This is a genomic window from Stygiolobus sp. CP850M (assembly GCF_037389425.1).
GTDB lineage: Archaea > Thermoproteota > Thermoprotei_A > Sulfolobales > Sulfolobaceae > Stygiolobus.
In genome coordinates this window covers 63,318-83,348 of sequence record NZ_JBBHKR010000064.1, presented here as the reverse complement: position 1 = coordinate 83,348, position 20,031 = coordinate 63,318, and the positions used below count along the sequence as shown (strand labels likewise).

The window sequence follows — 20,031 nt, the reverse complement described above, 5'->3', positions numbered from 1 at the left end:
ATTAAACACTACATTATTTACTATTTCCTTTCTACTATAACCTTGTATACAAACAAAGACGGCAAGATTGAAGATAACCCTGCTATTATAAAAATTCCATAAAACAAACCCAGTTTTACGATAAATGCAAGTAAGATTGACGCTAACGCTGAGAAGATAGTATCCATCAAGTGGTAAAATGAAGAAATTTTTGTGCTAAAATTTGACAATTTGACTACTGTTTCTTCAACGACTGGTGCCCTTAAGGATGAGGATATGTTGGCTAAGAGTATTAGGGATAAGAAGAGAAATATCGATTCTCGGTAAAACATAGAAAGTGATAAGAAAAGAATTAATTCTGCTATACACAATATTAGGAAAACTTTCTCACTTATTTTATGGCCTATATAAAAGAAAATAATTAGAGGAACTTGAATTATCATGAGGCATAAACTTATTTCCTGCGGGGTATATGTATAAAATACTGTAAGCAGAATTAAAGGTATATAACTTGTGATTGCAACTCTTCTTAAACTTGCAAAGAAGCCAAAGAATAAAACTAACTTCCCGACGTTTTTTAACCAAGAGTAGAGTTCCGATAAACTCTCTTTATTCTCTTCATATCTAAGCATTGATGATAATACTAGGTTTGCAAACAATAGAGGAATAAATAATATGAGGAGAATTTTTATCCCTATTATTCTACTCAAGTAGAATATTCCTAATCCTGCTAAGCTGAGGGTGTAAGTTAAGGTCATCATAATTGAATAATCCTTTCTCGTAAATCCTTTTTGAAGCATTATAACTGAGGAATTTATAGAGTTGGAGATACCCATAAAAATTGCAGAGAGGGTGAAAGTAAGGAAGGATCTTTGGATAATTAAGATTATTAGTACAAGAAGTTCTAATGCCGCTGAGACCAAGAGATTCCTCTTTATCGAGAAAGACACCAGAATAATGTATGTGATAAATTGAGATATTGATATAGTACTTAATATTAACCCTATTTGAAAGTCATTTAAGCCTGATATTTTCATTAAAGCTATGAACGCAAAACTCATGAAACCTATGAAAAATGAGATAATTGACTTATATGCTAAGTAATAATTCTTCATTTAGATTCATCCGTTATATTTTTTCAAAATGTTGGCTAAGTTATCCACGAAGTCTTTAGGATATTCTCCAGTGTACTTCAAGAATGGCTTAAAATACCTCTCTACTAACTCTTCCAGGCTTAGTTCTCTTGATAACTTATCTATCTCAGCAAGGGGCAAATTAAAGTAGTAGATGGTGGGATCTTTAACTTTTGCCTCTTCAAAAGCTCTTCTTCTAGATCTACACGGCATACATATGCCGCAATGCATTTTTCCAGATACAATGCAACTATGAGTTTTTGTAAAATCTACGCCTAATTCATTACCCAACTTAATAACTTCACTTTTTACCATTGTGTGAAAAGGTGCCATAACCTTAAAACCCGTAAGAGATTCAATACCTTTTAAGATACTCATTTTATTACTCCACTCATCCTTAAGCCAGCCCACAAACATGGTATTTAGATTCGGATAAGCTGAAAAAGATGCTAGGATTTCTATCACAAACTGATACTTAATTATATATTGTATAGAACCTATTGGAGGGAGATCGAAAGACTTAATATAAGAGGAAAAATCAATAATCTTTAGAGGGGTATCGAGCTTTTTAGATAATTCTTTGACTAACTCTAATTCTCTTATCTGGGGAGGATAGCCGTAATATATGAAAGTTCCATGCAACACATATTTATCTTTAAGATAATACGCTAACACTGTGGAATCTATTCCTCCAGTAAGTTGAATAATAGCTTCATCAACCATGATTATTTCCCGTAAGGGTCTTTTGCCGGCATATAATATGCTATGTGTGACATTGAATCTATTCTTTTATTATTCTTTATCTGATCGAAATTAGCATCTTTGCATTTAAATATCATAACCTCATCAAATGGTAATTTTCTGCCACCATATATTTTATATTCTCTAATGGCGGCCTCGTAATACATTCTACCCATGGAGTCTACTTGTATCTGATTATAAACTCCAGATATTATATTGTCATTTTTCTGTGTCAGATATACTGTATAACCCGGCGAAGTATTCAACCGGAATTTTTCATCAATAAACCCAACTAATTTAACTTTACCAACTCGTACCCCGTTAATAGTCTTAACTATACCTTTCTGATATCCTTGGAATACTATCTCACCCTCGTCGTTTAGAGTTAAATATGTAACATTTGCTTCTAATGGAAAACCCTCTAATGTTCCCGCGACAGAACTTATGTTAACCGCACCTTGATAAGCTTTTGAATAAGTAGAATAATCCCAGCAAATTATGGAGCCACCACTAGCAGCTTGCACTTCATATTTAGTTAATGATTCCCACTCGAAATAGAGAGACGAGATATTATTAGTCTTTGTATCGTATGAACCAATGCCAAGTCCTCTATAAGTTTCATCATTTAAATTAACTTCAATAATAAAAATGGTATCTATCTTGGAACTATCATAAAAGTTATAATACGATTTTAGAAAATCTTTGAATTGTTTATCTTCTAACTCACTATTTTCAATTTTTATCTCGATATTAGAAACAATGAACTTTATTTTAGGTATTAAGTTTTTCCCTATTATGTATTCAACTTTAGAACTGATTTCCATCTTTACCTGGATAGATTATTTCGTTTATGTTAGATAAAGATACTGTATTTAGAATATAGAGGAATATGTAGAAAATGTATATTATATTAAGTTTTTTCCGATCTTACTCTATATAATATATTTTTGCCGAAGTTACAACAGTCTGGAGATAGTGTCGTAATTAACCTACAAATTCTGGAATTAACATTCTCTCCCACAAGACTAGGACTATGTAGTACATCATGGTACTAATGCTCCTATTTACTGTCTTAGTAGTCCTCTTAAAACGTACGAGCCTATCCCTCAATCAAGAGTGCAGCGATTCGTTAGGATTAACGGGTGAGATAACCGGCTGTCCGGGGTTCAAATCCCCGCGGCGGCACCTTAACTACATTTACTGATAATTTCGGACAGTTTTCTCGATAAGTCAACTGCTAAAAGAGTAAGATTTGGTAACAATAATTAAAACAATCTGTACGTTTAAGCCTTTATCTTTCTCCGAAACGATACTTATACGTCTCAATCTTACTCCTCAAATTGTCAACCAACATTCTAGTCTCAAAGCTTACATTCTTCCCCTCCATAGCCTCCTCAGCCCTTGCCAGATACTCCTTAGCCCTCAAGTACAGATCCTTGTTATCATAAGCTACAGCATTTTGCAAATACATCATGCCGAGCATGACCAACTGCTTGATATATTCCTCACCCTTAATAAGCTTGAGATTAACCTCAAAGCTCCTTATGTATTTTTCATCAATAGGCTGCCCACTATCTGGTGAGATTGTAATCGTTCTCTTTTTCATGAAGGGACTGATAAGATTGCGACTCTGAAGATATTTACTAAAGTATGTTACTGAGATTACAAATACTACTAATGGAATTATTGTACTAAGGGTATTAGTTAGAGTTACATTGTGTAATAAATAGTAAGGAATCGAAAACGACACTACAGTAGCTATTGCTGTAGGGAAACCTATAAACAGCAATGCTAAACCAAGCCATTTCGAAAAAGATAACTTCTCTCCTTCCATAACTCTTCCCTTAGTTAAATTCATTATATAAAGTATAAAATTTTATTATATTAGCAACTAAACCGGCTTTCTGGCATTTCCTTCTTCACTCTTTTGTTGCAAAGGGTAAGGTTGGTATAGCTTGTCTGGTATTAGCACTTCCTTATTCTCTATCCTCTTAGTCTTGGTTCCGCATCCAGACACGCCTTCCTTAATCAAAATTCTGTGCTTATAAGCTACACTGTTTTGCGAATACACCATAGCAACTATATCTAATTGAAATTGTTAGACGTACTCCTATCAATATCTTCTTCAGAATCTGCTTCAGCAACAATCCTCATAATTCTTTAAACTATTCGTAGTGCTATACTCCTCTCGGTTAATGGTTAAACTCTTTAGACATTAGTTTAACTTATATTATATGGTTTATCAAATAAAGTTAAGGAAGAAAGGTGTAATTATCTTACCAAAAGATGTTAGGGAAAAACTCGGGATAAAAGAAAACGATATATTGTTAGGTGAGATGAAAGGTGAGGAGTTAGTTTTACGTCCCTTAAAACCTAAAATTGTGAGGGTTGATCCCAAAATGGTGGAAGAGATCCTTAAGGAAGAAGGTGAGGCTGAAAGGAGGAAAGAGGAGGAAATATTTAATGATAGTTGATACGGGAGTTCTAATAGAGTACATTAATGAGGCTGGTACATACCATGAAAAGGTTAAGAAGCTAATTGAGAGCTACAAACCACTTTATGTCACACCAATCACTTTGAGTGAAGTATTATACGTAAGTTATAGAGTTTACATAACGGCTGGGTTAAGTAATGCCAACAATTACGCAAAGGAATTTGTAGAGTGGCTATCAGCTAAACTGAAAGTCACGGAGATTAACCACGAAATAGTAATAAAAGCAGGGGAAATAAAGAAAAAATACGGGATAGCTTTGCCAGACTGTTATGTAATAGCTACTGCAGACTATTTAAAAGATAAGGCTCTCTTTAAAAGAGAGAAGGAAATAGTTCAAGTCTTGGACGAAATTAGAAAAGAATTCGGAGATATTATTAGTTTTATTGATGAAATATAATACAATAATAAAAAACTTAAATTTTATAAATTCTGAATATTTTAACAGAAGTATTTACTTAAACATCTCGGGATTATTACTACACTGGAGTTAAAGAGGATAAAACTAGTTCAAATACCGGTATCCGTTCCAATAAATTACTTAAGGATAATCGAGGGGCGAAAAATTTTCACGTAAGAAGATGGGGTAAAAAGCTCTCTGTACATTTAAGAAAATTTTCAATATTCTAATATATAGTTAAGTTAAAGACTATCAGCCTTAATAATTAATCTTATGTCCCTGTCAAAGCATATCATCGTTCTTGAAAAGAAATCATCCCTACCTAAAATAAGGCTTGGAAAAACTCCTTCATAAACGCCTAAATCGGCTATTGCAACTGGTATTTCAAAATTTTCATTTAGCTCTACGGGTAGCTAGAGATAGAGGAGTTTGGAAAAGAGGATTTTAATGTGGGGCTTTAAAGAGTAGCTGAAGGACAAGTTAAGTTAATACGTAAATCCGATATTAATTCTAGAAGCTACTGGGAGATATAAGATTATATTGCAGCTCAAGCTAGAAAATCCTGAGGGTTTATTTAAATATGGCTCTTCACTTTAACTATATAAAAATTTTCTAGCGACAATAAAGCTGAGCAGCGACAATGTAAAATCTGGAATACTAAATAATATAAACATAGACCTGAGGCTGAGGTGGTTAAGATCGGCATAAGTGGCAATAGAGTCAACAAAACCGAAAGGCGCAGTGACTATTATATATTTTATATTATTCTTCCTATGGCTTAAGCAAGCCGTAACACCCCAGGCATAGTGCAATAATAGTGAAGACGTTCTATCAACAATTTTCACGATAATAACCTGAAGTAACGTAGTCAGAACTACTGTATAATTAAGGATAAATGCGTCCGGTAACAAAAGGAGCCCTTCTAACACTGCATTTTCCCAAAAAGCTAAGGCTACTCCATACACTTGAGAGTCTCCTTTAACTAACCTTGCGAACACGTATGCGAAACCAGGTTCTGTAGCAGCCGTTAAAGCTCCATAAGCTAGGTATGTAGGTATCTGAGGCTTTTCGAAGAAGCTTAAAAAAGAGTACTGGATTACAACCTTTACGATTATAGCTGTAAAATACGCAGCTGCTGCAACCGCGAGAGCTTGTATGTCCCTCTTTACGAAAAAGAGAGGCAGAGCACCAACTAAAATGGAAATAACACTACCTATAAGTATATACAAGTCCATGGGTTAAAGTAAGGAAATAACTATTTAACGTTCCTTTTCAAAAATGAAAATAAGTAATTTCTAGCTTCTTCCACGAGCTCCTTTAGCTCACCCTCGTTATCGAAAAGTATCCCATAATTCATAATGATATCCATTAATACAGCATAATCTATAGGATCTACGTCATCTGGTATTTCATTAGGATACGCTTGGAGAGCTCTATTCCTTAAACTTAATAATTTTTCATAAAGGAACTTAACCTTAATGTCTCTAGGACGGATTTGGAGAAAATTCGGCAAAGCATAGTACAAGGCTTTAGCCCGATAATATTTTACCTTAAACTTTCCCACCTTCTCCACCTTCACTGCCTCTATTAATCCTCCCTTCTCGAGCCTCTTTAGCCTTCTCCAAACCGTCGGTATCGGCTCATTTAGCCTCTCAGAAATCTGAGTGACATTTAGAGGTTCTCTTATTATTTCTTTGATGATCATGACATTTAATTTGTCGAAAAGAAGATCAACTTGCTCCTTATTTACTACCATAAATCTTAGCATAAGATAATAGAAGGGATTAAGGATAAATTTTGTTAACGATGTTTTCTCATCAATTCGCTATTATCACCTTTTAAGTTTGTGTAAGACTTTACAGGGGGTCTGTTTGGTTTGATTACCTTTCCCATCAGATAAATTCTTTTTAAACCAAATAATCGTTTTGTAAAGAAGAGGGTTAGGAGAAGGAAATCTCCGAAAAGGGATTAACAGCCCCATATAGAAATGTTTATAAACGTTACTTTTTCTAAATTTCCTTAAATAACTAGGAGAGATAAAGCAATCAGAGATATTCTTTTTATAAAAATCGCCTATCCAACCTCTTACTAGTCCTTGTAACTAACTACTCAAAAGCACTCCGTCATGCATTATAGAGATTAAGAGGATTGTTATGACAACACCTTCCTGATATACAAGGGATGGTATAATAATTCGAAAAGAGAATGTTTCCCTTAGACGTGAAAAAAGATTGAAGAAATTGGTTATCATTAGTTTTAGTGTACTTGCAATTAGGAGAAAGACCGTGACGTTATTAGGGTGGTGAACTTAAATGGGAGGGGTTTCTGAGCCTCTCGATTGACCACTGAAGGAAGAATGTGATTCCAAATCGATGAGAGGAACCCACGCTTCTTAGAGCGGAAGGGAAATCATCTCTCGCCCCTCAACTTTGAAGTAAGACCGTAAGGAATTATACTGCCTTTTCTTTCTAGAAGTTTTATTCCTTTGCTTTCGGCATACTTAAAGAACTTCTCATTTAACTCCTCCTCTCTCATCTTATCTAACTCGATTAGGAATCTGATCAGTGATTTTCTTAACTCCTCTGCAAAAGCTTTATCTGACTCTATCGGTAAATCTCGATCCGAATGATAAAAAGGAATTAAATCGTCGTTATAGAGAACCATAGCGGGATAACCTTCTATCACATAAGGAAAGTGATCGGAATAAGGTGTGGGCATCTCCACCCTTTTCACGTTAAAAAATCGCGATAAATCCCATAGATCAGGAGTAGCCGAAAAGACTACTTTGTCGGGGTATAAAGCATCGAGAGATATCATAGTAAACACGTCATCTTTGGGTTGTTGAATAGAGCCGTTGCAACATCTGGGACCCTCTTCAGACGAAAAGAAAACGATTTTGAGACCGTGTTTAAACTTTGGAAATTCTATAGTAGAAAGAAATTCTACAGCGAAAATATTATCATGATATCCTGATAGCCAGTGATCTACATGAGCTCCAATAACGATATATTTTTCACCTTCTTGAACAGTAAACTCTAGGTTATGAGATATCGTATCGACGAGTCTGCTCTTAGATTCTATATCTACTACATCGCCTGGCTTTAAAGGTATTGAACTGAAAACAGCCGGTTTTTCATCCTTTACACTAATCCTCCTTAATTTCCCCTTGTCATAAAATACTGAAGCTGAATATTTCCTTTTTAAATTCTCCTCGTGTATCGAAGGTACGAGAAATGGGTGCTCTGGCATTACGTTAAAGGCTATATCCTTTCCTACTTCCCCTTTCAGGTATCCGCAAGTATACGGTAATAAACTGGCTTTTACTTCTTTTCCGTTAACTACAAAACGGAATTCGTCTATCACCCATTCCTTAGTCTTTACCAAGTATTCACGATATGTAGGATAATTACCTGAGAGTCTTTCCTTTAGGATACTAAGGATCTCTTTCTCTCTGTTAGAACCATGAATAGCCTCACCGAGCTTGAAAAGCTCTTCTCCCAGCACAATGAGATAATTAATTCAAGGCTTAAATAAATAAGATAAACGTGAAAAGAAGATAAGGGAAACAAAAAAAGCAAATTTAACTTATTAAAAATAAAAATATTATGCTTTCATTGCGAGCCTTCTACAGGCTTGATATCAAATTATTTTTAGGAAACCTTTTCGGATATTTCACAGTAAACTTGAGCCATCTGATAAATTTTACGAATTGTTAACGTTGAGTGAATTAATTAGCATCTACATAATAATAGTTTAATAATGAGTCAAGTAGACTACGCTATAAAGGCTATTGCTGAACAAGTTGAAGATAATGAGTTAGTTTACATAGGGTTAAACTCAATTCCAAGTCTCATCGCCTCATTCATGGCAAGAGATCTTTACGGCAAGAAAATAAGGATAATAGGAGTTGCTGAGGCTGATAACCCTAAGTCCGTAGAAATAAGTCCCTCAACTGGTAATCCCTTTATGGTCTCCAACACTCCAGTATTTATAACAGCTGACGCTTTTGATTTAGCTCAGAAGGGGAGACTGGATGTTATGTTTTTAGGACCCGTCCAAATCGACAAAGAGACTAACGTAAATCTCTCCGTTATAGGGGACTACCACAATCCAAAAGTAAGGCTTACCGGAGGGGCTGCAACTGCCTTCATCCTCCCCCTAGTTAGAAAAGCTATATTGTGGAATTTAAAACACTCAAAAAGATCTCTAGTAGAAAAAGTTGACTTTGTAACGGGTACAGCAAAATATTCTAGTAATAAGGTGATAGTGGTTACTAACTTAGGGGTTCTAAAATATGACAGAGAGAAGAAAACCTGGTTCATAACTGCTATTTATGAAAACACGTCAGTTGAAGAGATCTTAAATAATACAGCGTTTGAAGTAGTTGAATCACCTACTCTACGAATTATTACGCTCAGAAACGACGAAAGAGAATTCATAAAAAGGATGGATCCTTATAACTTACGCTCTGCACTTGCATAATTAGATAGGTTGTAATTCTTCCACGACTCTTTTCCAATCTACATCGTAGAGCCCGAACATACTTGTGGGTTCAGCGCCCCTCGGAGCATGAACTACGGCTGTTATATATTCACCATTTATTGTAGGTCTTTTTCCGTAGAAATAACTCTTGTCAACAATTTCCTCGGCTGTTATAATTGTTATTTTGGATGCCTTAGCCTTATACTCATCCTCGTATAAAGGTCCTAATATTTCACTATTACCCTCTTCATCTGCCTTATGGACATGAATAACTGCTACATCGGGGACTATAGCTTTAACTAGGAGGATATCCTCACCGGAAAAGGGATCTTTAACAACTTTCCAGGTCTCTAACTTTTCATGTATTTTAACGAGATCCGAACCTATTACCCCCTTAACAGGCATGAAAGGTAGTCCGAACGCACCAGCCCTGATACCGGCGATAAAAGCTCCACATGTGTCTTCTATGAACTCTACGTCTTTATTTTCTACCATCTTCCTAAAATTCGGAGGAATCCCAAACCACTCGAGAGTAGCCATAGCAGCCCTTATCTTTTTAACCGCGCCGTGTTTGAGGAGAACCTCTAATCCGAAACCTGGCTCCCGGTCGATAAAATATAACCCCTTTTTACCACTCTTGATTAATTCATAGATAAACGCCATAGGATTTCTATGAAATGACATACCGCTGATGGTAATTGAATCTCCGTCCTTCACTAGGTCGACAGCGTCTTTAATACTCATTAATTTGCTCAAACTCTATCCACCACTTTAATATCGGCTAACGCTTTTTTAGCTTCTTCTACGCTTGTCTCGTCCTCCAGTGTTGAAACATCACCTACATCTTTTCCAGTTGCTAACGCCCTTAAAACCCTCCTCATGATCTTGCCGGTTCTCGTATGCGGTAATTTATTAACGAAAATTACTTCCTTGACAACAGCTATTGCCCCGAAATTCTTTTTCACATTTTCAATGATCTTTTGCTTTACTTGGGACAAGTCTTTAACTCCTTCTTTAGGTACCGCGAATATCACAATTACCTCTCCCCTAATCTCGTCAGGAACTCCTACTACTGCAACCTCAGCAACTTCTTTAATGTAAGCTGCATTCTCGATCTCAGCCACTCCTAGCCTATGACCTGCGACTTTTAGTATATCGTCGCTCCTGCCTAGAATATACAAATATCCCTCTTCGTCCATATAACCGTAATCTCCGGTCTCATAATAACCGAACCTGACGTAGTAGTTTTTATACCTTTCATCATTCCACAGACCGATCATAAAAGCAGGGGACGGTGAGGTAACTATGATATTTCCAGCTTTCCCCCTAGGTAGTTCAGTACCGTTATCATCAACTATTTTAATATTTATAGACGGTAACGGGACACCAACACTACCATCCTTGATCTTGAGGAAGCCGAAGTAAGAACCGCCTGGAGATGCTATGTAGCCGGAATTCTCGGTCTGTCCCCATACCTCAAAAATCTTTTTTGCTTTAACGTTCCTACGCAACCAATTCATAGCTTCAACTCCCAGACTCTCACCAGCTGTGACAAAGACTTCTAAACTCGAGGTGTCGAATTTCCTCACGTGCTCTTCTCCATACCTCATTAGCATCTTAACTAATGTAGGTGCAGTCCACACATTTTCAACTTTATATCTCTCTATTATTTCCCACATAACTCCAGGGTGAGGATAGTCCAAGACACCCTCATACCAGATCGTTGTACCGTAGTTAAGTAAAGGTCCATAAAGGCTATATGAGTGACCGTTAATCCATCCTAGGTCGGCAGTCGTTAACAGTTTCCTCTCGTTAGAGAAATCAAATAACCATTTAACGTGAGCATAATCCCAGACGGTATAAGACCCCATTGCGTGAACTATACCTTTAGGCTTACCAGTAGTTCCTGAGGTATAGAGTATGAACAATGGATCTTCCGAATTCGTCTCTACGACCCCCATTCTAGTATTAAGCTTAATAACGTCATTAAAGTCTATATCCCTATCCTCTTTAAAACTAGCCTTGTCCTCTCTATTTAAAACTACGACTTTGTTTACATTAATTCCGCTTTCCTTTATCGCTTCATCAACGACACTCTTCAACTCTATAACTTTTCCTCTTCTGTATGTAACATCAGCCGTGAAAATTATTTTCGGCTTAGCGCTCTTTATTCTCTCTGCTAATGCTTTAACACCGAACCCCGAGAACACTACGGTATGAATTGTACCTGATCTCGCTGAGGCTAACATTGTTGCTCCTGCTTCGACAACCATAGGCATGTATAACAGTATTGTATCGGATTTCGACGAATACTGAGTGATAAATGAAGATATTTTGCACGATAATTCGTATAGGTCTTTGTAAGTATATCTCTTCTCTTTTCCTTCTTCATTTAACCAGATTATAGCTGTTTTGTCCCCCTTACCTTGAGAAATCCATCTGTCCAATGCATTATATGTAATATTAATCTTTCCGCCTACAAACCAACGGTAATTATCCGGTGATTTATAGTCTAGAATCTTTTCGTAACGCCGAAACCAAATCAGTTCCTTAGCTATCTTATCCCAAAACTCTTGGGGGTTACTTATACTTTGTTTCCAGATATCGAGATAATCGCTTAAACCTACCTCTTTCATTGAAAAAATAAACTATGAATTAATAAATAGATTTAGCGGAAACGCGGAAACTAGACAATAAGACAAAAGGGAGTGTACTCAATTTTCTTATCCTCTCATTAAGTTTAATAACTCACTTAGATAGAACTCTTTTTAGATGATGTGAGTCATGCCAAAGCGATTGGTGAGTTAAACCCTGAGGTAACTGATTTCCTTTCACTAGATCCCTAAATTAGTTTCTTCTCTATTACCTCCTTAACGTATTTTCCAGTAGAAGATGAAGTCAATAGTTTCTTGATTATTTGCGGCTCACCCATACCGCTTCTTTCCTTCCATACTAGCAGAGATTCCCTAAGTTTCCTCAGCGCTTCATTATGATACTTGCATAATCCGTTTACCGAAATAGCTTCAAGTTTACATATTTTACAAGGCTTATAACTTACGAGACCCAATACTCCTCCTAATTTCTCTCCAATATGCTTTTTAACCTCCTGATATTTACTCATGTAGCTTTCTAAGATTTTGACGGTCTCGTCTACAACTTCTTGCTCATTAGCTTTACCGTCAATAATTGCGTTAAGTTTCTCTTCCATTTTCTTTGTTAGAGAGACGTCTGTTAATTCCTTAAAATACTGATCTAAGACTTCAGCCACTGTTATCCCAAGGTCAGTTGGTACTAGATAACTTCCTTTTTTTACCAGATATCTTCTGTCAAATAAAGTCTCTATAATTCTCCCTCTAGTTGCCTCGGTACCTAGATTATTGTTCTCCATCCACTTCAATAAGTCGATTTTCGTAAGCCTACTTAGCGATGGTTTAGTAACTTTCATCGAAACGGAGACCTTTGCTATTTCCCCTACATCTCCCTTTTTCAAATCTAGGAGTTCCTCATCAGGTACGTTACGATAAGGATACAATAATAACCAGCCCTTGAAAATTACCTTCTGAAAAGTTAGCCTTATGTCTAACTTCGTTTCTTTAAACATTAAGTCTACCTTTTGTTCTTTAACCTTGGCATCAGAAGATATGCTAGCTAAGAACCTCCTCGTTATCAACTCGAACAGTTTGTACGTTTTAAGTTTTAAGCCCTTAGCTTTTTCTCCAGTAGGGTAGATAGCTGGGTGTGCTGGATCTTCCTTCTCTCCTTGCCTAACTTGAAACCCATTCTCTCTTTTAGTTATATTCTTCACTAACCTCACTAAATTTGAGAAGTTGTTCCGCTCTATATCTTGGACTATCTTATCAACATTAACAGTAGGAGGTATCTTTTGGCTATTAGTCCTCGGGTAACTAATAAGTCCGTCTAAATATAACTCTTCAGCTAATCTCTCTGTATAATAAGGTGAGAGACCTAAAATTCTTCCGGCTTCTACCTGAAGATCTCCTAGGTTGAACGGTGGGGGTCTAAGCAAATTTCTTTCTTCATATTCTACTTCTCTGACTATTAGCTTATCGTTCTTTATTTTTTCTGCAAACTTTTGGGCATCTTCTTTCCTTTCGAACACTTTATTAACTGTGAACTTCACTTTCCTTTTTCCAATTACTGCTTCTACGCTCACTGTATAATACGGAAGAGGGACGTAAGTTTCCCTCTCCATTGTATTATTTATCACGTGGATTAACGTGGGGCTTTGTACCCTTCCGGCACTTAACACTATTCTCTTCCTAGATATCTCGCGTACAGCATTCATTAATGCCCTACTGACGTTTATTCCCCATAACCAGTCTACTTTATGTCTCGCTATTCCGGCATTGATCATGTTATAATCTAAAGGTTCTAGATGAGTAATTGCTTTCCTAATATCTTCTTTAGTAAGAGCTGAAAACTTCATCCTCTTAGCTTTTCTCTCATCTCCAAAGAACTTTATTATTATGTAACCTATTACAGAACCTTCAATATCATAATCACAAGCATTAATAAAATCTAAAGCCTTTTCCGAAAGAAATCTAAATAACTCATAATATTTCTTAGTATATCTAGCAGAATCATCTATTGTCCAAAGGGGTTTCCATTCCATATGAAATACTGGAAACCCAGAATTCCCGTACAGATTGAAAAGGTGTCCAGCAGCAGGAGCAATTACTAAAGTTCTTTTATCGTAATTTAAAACCCAATAATTCACTGAAAACTGTTTACATAGTTGAGGTTTAGTAGATAATGCTTCGGCTATCTTTTTAGCCGCTTTGCTTTTCTCTGCAACCACTAATGTATAATTACTTGGCTTACAGACCATGTTTATTCGATCTTTCTTATAGACACTAACTCTACTTTACCATTAGGATATACACGTCTTATAGTAATAGGTAAAACCCCTCTTTTCAATTCGTCTTCTGCTATGCTTATAACGTCATCAAAAGACAAATTAGACGTATCAATGAGAGGTTGAGCACCCATTGCAAGCTGTAAAGCTCTTGCACTGACAATTCGTGCTATCTCGTATTTTGTTAGCTTACCTTTCCAACTCTCCTGAAAAATCTCATTAATTTTACTAATTGTCATCAGTACTCACACCCAATAAGTAGGAAAAAAATCTAACTCTAATCCCAGTCTATCTCTTTTGCGAGAAATTCCGGCAACTTACATTCTGGAGGAGGAGTAAACGGTATCTCTGAATTGAATATAGTTCCCAGTACTTTAGCTAACTTACCTACTGCCCTATCATCTACGATTCCAAGTAATCCAAATCTCACTATTTTCTCCTTCAACTCTCCTATACCTGGCGATATTTCGATCTTAAATTCCTTCAACTTGCTTCTTAGATCCTTTATAGGTGGTTCAGCTGCAACTACAGTATTGGAGAAGTTACTTTCATTGCCAAATAATGAAAACCCAAGATAATTCGTGATATTCCTTACAAAACGTGCACAAGCTTCATGCCTTCTCCATCTATTTTCAATTCCCTCCATTTTCATCAGCTCAGCTGCTCTCAATGTAGCATTAAATACTCCTACCGCAGGAGTAAACGGTGTCTCAAATTTGTCTTGGAATTTGAGGTAAAGCGATATATCTAAATAAGCAGGGACTTCATCTTTTACGAGCTCGTTTACTCCTTCTTGAGATAGTGCAACGAAACCTAAACCAGGTACTGACGCTAAAGCTTTTTGACTTCCAGTAGCCACAGCATCTATTTTCCATTCGTTAACTAGAAGTTTATACGCAGCGAATCCCGATACAGAGTCAACAAGTAATTTTAAACCTCTGCTTTTAACTACATGAGATACATCTTCCATATTTCTGAACGCAATACCAGTACTGGTTTCGTTGTGAACCAGAGCAACTGCCGTTGCATCTTTATTGTTATCTAACGCTTCCTTGATCTCCTCCAAGGTAAAACCTTGACCTAGTGGTTTTTCATAGCTCACTACATTAGCTCCTCTCCTTTTTAGTGAGTCTAAAAGCCTATTGCCGAATTCACCGTATGGGAATGTTACAACTTTTTCGCCTCTTTTTACAAGAGAGTAAACCATTGCTTCTACAGCCAAGGTGCCTGAGCCTGTTAATAATGCTACTCTAGTAGAACTGAAATGCTCATTCATTAATCTCTCTAGGTTTTTAACTATCTCTCTAAACTTATCACTTCTATGGTTGATTACTAGCGTAGATGCTTCCTTTACGCTTTTTGGGACTTCTACCGGACCGGGTATTAACAACATTTAGATCATCCCCAACTCTTTCATAGTAGCGAGTAAGTTCTGTAGTGTTATTTCGGCTACTCTTTGTTGTGCTTCTTTGGTTTGAGCACCTATATGAGGAGTAACAATAACTCTCTCATGCTTTAATAACTCCAGTTCCCACTCCTCCTTTGGAGGCTCATTCCAAAATACATCCGTAGCATAGGCTAAAATCTTACCAGACTTTATATATTCTAGTAAAGCTTTACCGTCCACCGATACTGCTCTACTGGTGTTAACAATTATTACATTATTCTTCATTTTTTCAAATTTATCTCTATCTAAAATCGGCTTAGCATTTTTACCTACTGTTACGTGAAGACTTATAACATCTGACTCCTTCACCAACTCATCTAGAGTTACGGCTTTTGCATTGAGTTTCTCTGCTTTCTCTCTAATATCTACAACGTCATATGCTAAGACTCTCATCCCCATAGCATTTGCTATTATACCTACCTTAGTGCCTATTCTCCCATAACCTATTATCCCTATGGTTTTTCCAGCTAACTCTACTCCTTCTAACTTCTTAAATATACCAGATTTCGCTAGGTTCATTGCTGCGTGCATTTTTCTAGCTGCAGCTATCATTAGTCCTATTGTTAATTCTACTGCAGAATCCGTAGAAGCACCCGGGGCATAAACTACCTTGATTCCTCTTTTATCAGTCTCGTCTGTATCGATATTATCTAGACCTATACCGGCCCTTGCAACTATTTTTAAGTTTTTACCTCTCTCGATTACGTCTTTATCTACCCTAGTTCTACTTCTGACCACTAAGACTTGATAGTTTTCTATTATATCTAACAATTCTTTTCTTTCAATTTCAGGTCTATAATCTACTTCTGCTCCCTTCTCTTTTAGCGTTTTAATTAGGATTTCGTTGATAGGATCTGTAATTAATACTTTTACGGAAGGCATAACACTCACCGTAAGAAGAATTTATAGAATTAGATGTTTAACATGATGAAAGTGATGAAGAAAAAGCCCAAGACGTAGTATAAGTCAAGTAAAGTTGTATGCCTTTAGGCACATTCAAGGGATTTGTAATTGTTTGCATTTTTACCCTCACTTTATACGTTAAATTCCTACTTTTATATTTTTCTTTTATATTTTTTTATTTTATTTTACGAGAGTTTGGGTTTGCTTAAAAAATATAAAAAGATCAAGCAACCCCACTTGCATATTCAAAGCTGAAGCTATAGCTCTAAGTAAACCTTCAACTAATAAATATCTATGTTTGTTATCTACTTTTTTAACGCTTACATACAAATTAGTATTAACATACCGTAAAATGTGTCTATCAATAATAGCCAGCTCAAAGTATCCCAGATTACGGAGGAAGTGGCTAGCTTCTTTATAACCTAAACCTTTAATGTTATTTACCAGAAATTCTCTAGCTTCAAATTGGTCAATGTCAGCTATAGGTTTCACTAATGTCTTTATCCTTCCGTAATATTTTTCTATTGCTTCTCTTATATAACGGGATTTAAGATTATAAAATCTATATCCAGAATCTCTTAAAATTACAGAGATCTGCTCTATATCTAATAATTTAATGTCATGAGAGTATAGGTTATTTAAGGCCTTATAAGCAGATATGAAAGAAGAATTAGCGGTAAGTAAACAAAGTATTAATTCCCTAAACCAAATTTCTTCTCCTGCTTTATTATTTAATAAAAATTCCTCAACTCTTTCTAGCACTCTTGCTCTTAGCTTTTTGTCTTGAACCAGCTCTCTTAGCACTCTTCTTTTTCTTACTCTTAGCTTTATTTTTAGACTTTTTAGCTGTTGACTCCTTAGTTCCCTTAGGCTTAGAGTTTATTTCTCCTTTAGATATTATCTTAGTAAATCCGTTCTCAAAATCTAAGACTACAAAAGGTTTATCAAAGTTCTCATTGATATCCACCCCTATTAGTTTATAATCCTTATCAAAGAACGTAAGATACTCCATTCCCACTGATTCCACATTCTGAAGATCTTTAGGATAACCGATCCTAAGTAACTTCAAGGGTTCAGGCAAAGTGTACCTCATTAAACCTGGAGTATTAACTACTCTGAATTTATTAGCTATAACGAGAGACACATGGGAAGTATCTTGAGAAGTAGTTTTTTCTGCCTCTTCTTCATCTTTAACGTTAACTAGTTCTTCCTTCTCTTTAGCAACTTTATAACCGATTAGACCAGGGAGTAACTCTACTGGTTCCAATTTATAATACAAGACTACAGCCTGCACTTTTTATTCCTACTATATTTATAATCTTCTCCTAATAATAGTTACTCTTGGAGGAAAAGGTAACACCTTATCCTTACGATAAATATAAATACATGATAGAAGGTAGTATATCGCATGAGTATTAAAGGCAGAGGAAGCACAGCTTACGGACATATAGGATGGGTTCAAGTTTACTGTAGAATATGTAACAGAAAATTAAAGATGGGAACTGATATAGTATATAAGTGCCCAAAGTGCGGAAAGAAGTATAGGGCCTATTTCTGTGAGGCTGATGCGAGGGGTTTAAAGTATAGATGTCCTTACTGTGGGAGCGAACTTGTCCAAACAGTTTAAGAAAATTCTATTCAATAACAAAGATCTCGTATTAATTGGAAATCTTTTTTATGCGGACACAGATTTAATAGTTAATAATACAGAAAAACTAAAAGTCACTAATAGCATTAACAATGTCATTTATGTGGAATTAAATATTGAGAACGACTCTTACAGAATAGTGAAAGGAGTTTTATGCAAATCGAGGATACACACTTACCTATGTAATATCGTAGCTGAGATGAAAAAGGAAATAACAGACGATGGAGAGATAAAACAAATTTACCTGAAGATGCTGGAGGAAGTAGCTAAAGTCATTACGTAACCTTGTTCTCTAAGTCTGGTAGCTAGCTGGGATAAGATATTAACTAAAGACTGAGAATTATGAGACTGAACCTTTAAACGAACATTAAGCTGTCTCCCTTCATTAAACGAGGTAAATACTAACACCAAAACATCAGCGGAAGGAGCACAGAGTAGCGAAGCTCCCGCTTTTACAACATTACAGATCTCCTTTAACTCCTTCTCAATAAGTTCTAATGCATATGTGCTTCTCAGAACATTAGATGGATCTGAAGGAAGTATAGTGTATTCCACTTCAAAAATAATCTCACCCCTTAGGAAGCTTCATGTTAATTCCTTTAATCGGGATCTTGAGCTCTTGAAATAGGGCTCTAACTTGCTCGGCGTAGGTTGGCTCTCCTTTCACTAGTTTTAACTTTAATTTTCTATAATTGAATTCAGAAACTACATTACCATCTTTATAGACCGTGACCTTTCCCCTTACCTTATTTTTTAGATTTTTTAAGAAAACTAAATGTATGAAAATTCCCTTATCTGGTATTATAACTAACGTTCTATCTCCTATCTTGTAAGTGGGAGGAACTTTACTCTTTACCTTAACGGTTTTATATTCTACTAGTTTACCGTTCTCCAAGGTGTAAAGTAAACTCCTTATTGCATGCTTACCGGTCTTACTCTTACTATTTTCTAAGTATACCTCCACTTTTCACAAACCTCGCTGACTCTGTTATACCTTCAGGAGTTAATTTATCTTCTAAATAAGCGTCTATAAGAATTTCGTTCTTAAACAAGAATTTTAAGAGACCCTTCCTTAAAGATAACCCACTTTTTCTGTATAACAAAAGAATTTTATGCTGTAACATAATACTGTCCTCTAAGCTTTTCAAAGCGGAGTCTAATCTCTCTTCAAACCTATTAAAGTCGTACGATAGTACCTCATAAGCCTTTATTGCAGAAATAGCAGAGGGCCTAATTCCCTCACCGCTCAGAGGAAAGACTAACCCTCTAGCTTCACCTATTCTTCCAACCTTATTATGGACTGGGGAAATGGAAATAGGAGCACCTCTCATGTCTAACAATTCGAAATTACCGTATCTCTCTTTCATATACTTAAGTAAGAGCTCCTTTGAGTTTTTATACTCTATGAAACCAGCTCCTATGTTAAGTAACCCTTCTTCAGCTGGGAATATCCAATAAAAACCCGTGTATTTAGTATCGAACTCAAAAATAGCTTCATCAGTAAATTTATCAGTCTTTATAATAGCCCTTGTCGTGTACACTACATCCCTATCCATATCATATGGACCCTTAGCGTCTATGACTAGATCAAAGTCCTCTTTTCTAAATTCACTTACGTGGTTAAAACCTAAATTTTTACGCATGTCATTAATCCATTTCCATTTGTCTATTACTAACCACTTCGTATGCCTATATTCTACGTCGTAAACTCTCTCCCCATCTATATAAAAAGCGAACCTCTTAATCCCGAACTTGACTTCCCAAGGATACGGAGTAGAAAAAACGTTAGGTACTATATCTCCGCAAGGTTTAACATACTTGTTTATTACATCGAATAACTTTACCTCATGATTTGTCTTAGCCTTTAACAAGTAACCTAGTAGTGATCCTGATACTCCACCACCAATAACTGCAATCTTCATTTCCAACA

24 protein-coding genes and 2 pseudogenes are annotated in these 20,031 nt (G+C 36.0%); 5 read left to right on the top strand and 21 right to left on the bottom strand.

Annotation, left to right across the window (positions count from 1 at the left end; all coding sequences use genetic code 11):
- Positions 1-20: 20 nt before the first annotated feature.
- The 6 genes and pseudogenes from WIW89_RS07815 to WIW89_RS07790 form a co-directional block, all read right to left on the bottom strand.
- Positions 21-1,094 carry a hypothetical protein gene (locus tag WIW89_RS07815; protein ID WP_337720336.1) on the bottom strand — a complete coding sequence of 358 codons (1,074 nt, stop codon included), beginning with the start codon at positions 1,092-1,094 and terminating at the stop codon, positions 21-23.
- Between the two features lie 6 nt (positions 1,095-1,100).
- Positions 1,101-1,835: a 7-cyano-7-deazaguanine synthase gene (locus tag WIW89_RS07810; RefSeq protein WP_337720335.1), complete on the bottom strand. Its 735-nt coding sequence runs from the start codon at positions 1,833-1,835 to the stop codon at positions 1,101-1,103.
- 2 nt (positions 1,836-1,837) lie between these two features.
- Complete coding sequence (locus tag WIW89_RS07805; RefSeq protein ID WP_337720334.1) at positions 1,838-2,677, bottom strand: hypothetical protein; 840 nt, start codon at positions 2,675-2,677, stop codon at positions 1,838-1,840.
- 160 nt (positions 2,678-2,837) lie between these two features.
- Positions 2,838-3,005: pseudogene (locus WIW89_RS07800) on the bottom strand (IS1 family transposase); the annotation flags it as partial.
- Positions 3,006-3,144: 139 nt separating this feature from the next.
- Positions 3,145-3,687, bottom strand: a complete 543-nt coding sequence (locus WIW89_RS07795) for a hypothetical protein (RefSeq protein WP_337720438.1) — start codon at positions 3,685-3,687, stop codon at positions 3,145-3,147.
- A gap of 57 nt (positions 3,688-3,744) precedes the next feature.
- Positions 3,745-3,927 (bottom strand): hypothetical protein, encoded by a 183-nt coding sequence (locus tag WIW89_RS07790; protein ID WP_337720333.1) that lies wholly within the window; start codon positions 3,925-3,927, stop codon positions 3,745-3,747.
- Positions 3,928-4,087: 160 nt separating this feature from the next.
- Here WIW89_RS07790 and WIW89_RS07785 point away from each other — a divergent pair, with 160 nt between their 5' ends.
- Positions 4,088-4,327, top strand: coding sequence for an AbrB/MazE/SpoVT family DNA-binding domain-containing protein (locus tag WIW89_RS07785; RefSeq protein WP_337700975.1), 240 nt, complete (start codon positions 4,088-4,090; stop codon positions 4,325-4,327).
- Positions 4,317-4,745, top strand: a complete 429-nt coding sequence (locus WIW89_RS07780) for a PIN domain-containing protein (protein ID WP_337720332.1) — start codon at positions 4,317-4,319, stop codon at positions 4,743-4,745. Before WIW89_RS07785 ends, WIW89_RS07780 begins: the two co-directional genes overlap by 11 nt.
- Positions 4,746-4,987: 242 nt before the next feature.
- Here WIW89_RS07780 and WIW89_RS07775 read toward each other — a convergent pair.
- The 4 genes and pseudogenes from WIW89_RS07775 to WIW89_RS07760 all read right to left on the bottom strand — a co-directional run.
- Positions 4,988-5,152, bottom strand: a pseudogene (locus tag WIW89_RS07775) (conjugal transfer protein); the annotation flags it as partial.
- Positions 5,153-5,338: 186 nt separating this feature from the next.
- The gene (locus WIW89_RS07770; RefSeq protein WP_337720331.1) at positions 5,339-5,980 is read right to left on the bottom strand and encodes a hypothetical protein; all 642 of its coding nucleotides are present in this window, start codon (positions 5,978-5,980) and stop codon (positions 5,339-5,341) included.
- Between the two features lie 20 nt (positions 5,981-6,000).
- A complete protein-coding gene (locus WIW89_RS07765; RefSeq protein WP_337720330.1) occupies positions 6,001-6,501 on the bottom strand; it encodes an ArsR/SmtB family transcription factor in 501 nt (166 codons plus the stop codon).
- Between the two features lie 653 nt (positions 6,502-7,154).
- Positions 7,155-8,249, bottom strand: coding sequence for a M28 family peptidase (locus WIW89_RS07760; protein ID WP_337720329.1), 1,095 nt, complete (start codon positions 8,247-8,249; stop codon positions 7,155-7,157).
- Between the two features lie 255 nt (positions 8,250-8,504).
- Here WIW89_RS07760 and WIW89_RS07755 point away from each other — a divergent pair, with 255 nt between their 5' ends.
- Positions 8,505-9,227 (top strand): CoA-transferase subunit beta, encoded by a 723-nt coding sequence (locus WIW89_RS07755; RefSeq protein WP_337720328.1) that lies wholly within the window; start codon positions 8,505-8,507, stop codon positions 9,225-9,227.
- On the opposite strand, the gene WIW89_RS07750 is transcribed toward WIW89_RS07755, so the two are convergent.
- The 8 genes from WIW89_RS07750 to WIW89_RS07715 all read right to left on the bottom strand — a co-directional run bounded on the left by WIW89_RS07750 (position 9,228) and on the right by WIW89_RS07715 (position 17,747).
- On the bottom strand, positions 9,228-9,971 hold the full coding sequence (locus WIW89_RS07750; protein ID WP_337720437.1) for a CoA transferase subunit A: 744 nt from the start codon (positions 9,969-9,971) through the stop codon (positions 9,228-9,230).
- Positions 9,972-9,979: 8 nt separating this feature from the next.
- Positions 9,980-11,863 (bottom strand): AMP-binding protein, encoded by a 1,884-nt coding sequence (locus tag WIW89_RS07745; RefSeq protein ID WP_337720327.1) that lies wholly within the window; start codon positions 11,861-11,863, stop codon positions 9,980-9,982.
- A gap of 206 nt (positions 11,864-12,069) precedes the next feature.
- A complete protein-coding gene (locus WIW89_RS07740) occupies positions 12,070-14,076 on the bottom strand; it encodes a DNA topoisomerase I (protein WP_443296380.1) in 2,007 nt (668 codons plus the stop codon).
- A gap of 2 nt (positions 14,077-14,078) precedes the next feature.
- The gene (locus WIW89_RS07735; RefSeq protein ID WP_337700994.1) at positions 14,079-14,342 is read right to left on the bottom strand and encodes a DNA-directed RNA polymerase subunit K; all 264 of its coding nucleotides are present in this window, start codon (positions 14,340-14,342) and stop codon (positions 14,079-14,081) included.
- 38 nt (positions 14,343-14,380) lie between these two features.
- Positions 14,381-15,496, bottom strand: a complete 1,116-nt coding sequence (locus tag WIW89_RS07730) for a pyridoxal-phosphate-dependent aminotransferase family protein (protein ID WP_337700996.1) — start codon at positions 15,494-15,496, stop codon at positions 14,381-14,383.
- Positions 15,497-16,432: an NAD(P)-dependent oxidoreductase gene (locus tag WIW89_RS07725; RefSeq protein WP_337720326.1), complete on the bottom strand. Its 936-nt coding sequence runs from the start codon at positions 16,430-16,432 to the stop codon at positions 15,497-15,499.
- Between the two features lie 201 nt (positions 16,433-16,633).
- Positions 16,634-17,257, bottom strand: coding sequence for an N-glycosylase/DNA lyase (locus WIW89_RS07720; RefSeq protein WP_337720324.1), 624 nt, complete (start codon positions 17,255-17,257; stop codon positions 16,634-16,636).
- On the bottom strand, positions 17,199-17,747 hold the full coding sequence (locus WIW89_RS07715; RefSeq protein ID WP_337708395.1) for a hypothetical protein: 549 nt from the start codon (positions 17,745-17,747) through the stop codon (positions 17,199-17,201). The genes WIW89_RS07720 and WIW89_RS07715 overlap by 59 nt, the downstream gene beginning before the upstream one ends.
- A 114-nt stretch (positions 17,748-17,861) precedes the next feature.
- On the opposite strand from WIW89_RS07715, the gene WIW89_RS07710 reads away from it, so the two are divergent.
- Both WIW89_RS07710 and WIW89_RS07705 read left to right on the top strand, forming a co-directional pair.
- Complete coding sequence (locus WIW89_RS07710; protein ID WP_337720323.1) at positions 17,862-18,080, top strand: hypothetical protein; 219 nt, start codon at positions 17,862-17,864, stop codon at positions 18,078-18,080.
- On the top strand, positions 18,064-18,384 hold the full coding sequence (locus WIW89_RS07705; RefSeq protein WP_337720322.1) for a hypothetical protein: 321 nt from the start codon (positions 18,064-18,066) through the stop codon (positions 18,382-18,384). Before WIW89_RS07710 ends, WIW89_RS07705 begins: the two co-directional genes overlap by 17 nt.
- Here the strand turns inward: WIW89_RS07705 and WIW89_RS07700 are convergent.
- Genes WIW89_RS07700 through WIW89_RS07690 form a run of 3 tightly spaced genes read right to left on the bottom strand, consistent with a single transcriptional unit; the run spans position 18,342 to position 20,023 of the window.
- A complete protein-coding gene (locus WIW89_RS07700) occupies positions 18,342-18,656 on the bottom strand; it encodes a hypothetical protein (protein WP_337720321.1) in 315 nt (104 codons plus the stop codon). The genes WIW89_RS07705 and WIW89_RS07700 overlap by 43 nt on opposite strands.
- Positions 18,657-18,669: 13 nt before the next feature.
- On the bottom strand, positions 18,670-19,065 hold the full coding sequence (locus tag WIW89_RS07695; RefSeq protein ID WP_337720320.1) for a hypothetical protein: 396 nt from the start codon (positions 19,063-19,065) through the stop codon (positions 18,670-18,672).
- On the bottom strand, positions 19,043-20,023 hold the full coding sequence (locus WIW89_RS07690) for an NAD(P)/FAD-dependent oxidoreductase (protein ID WP_337701010.1): 981 nt from the start codon (positions 20,021-20,023) through the stop codon (positions 19,043-19,045). The genes WIW89_RS07695 and WIW89_RS07690 overlap by 23 nt, the downstream gene beginning before the upstream one ends.
- Between the last annotated feature and the right edge of the window lie 8 nt (positions 20,024-20,031).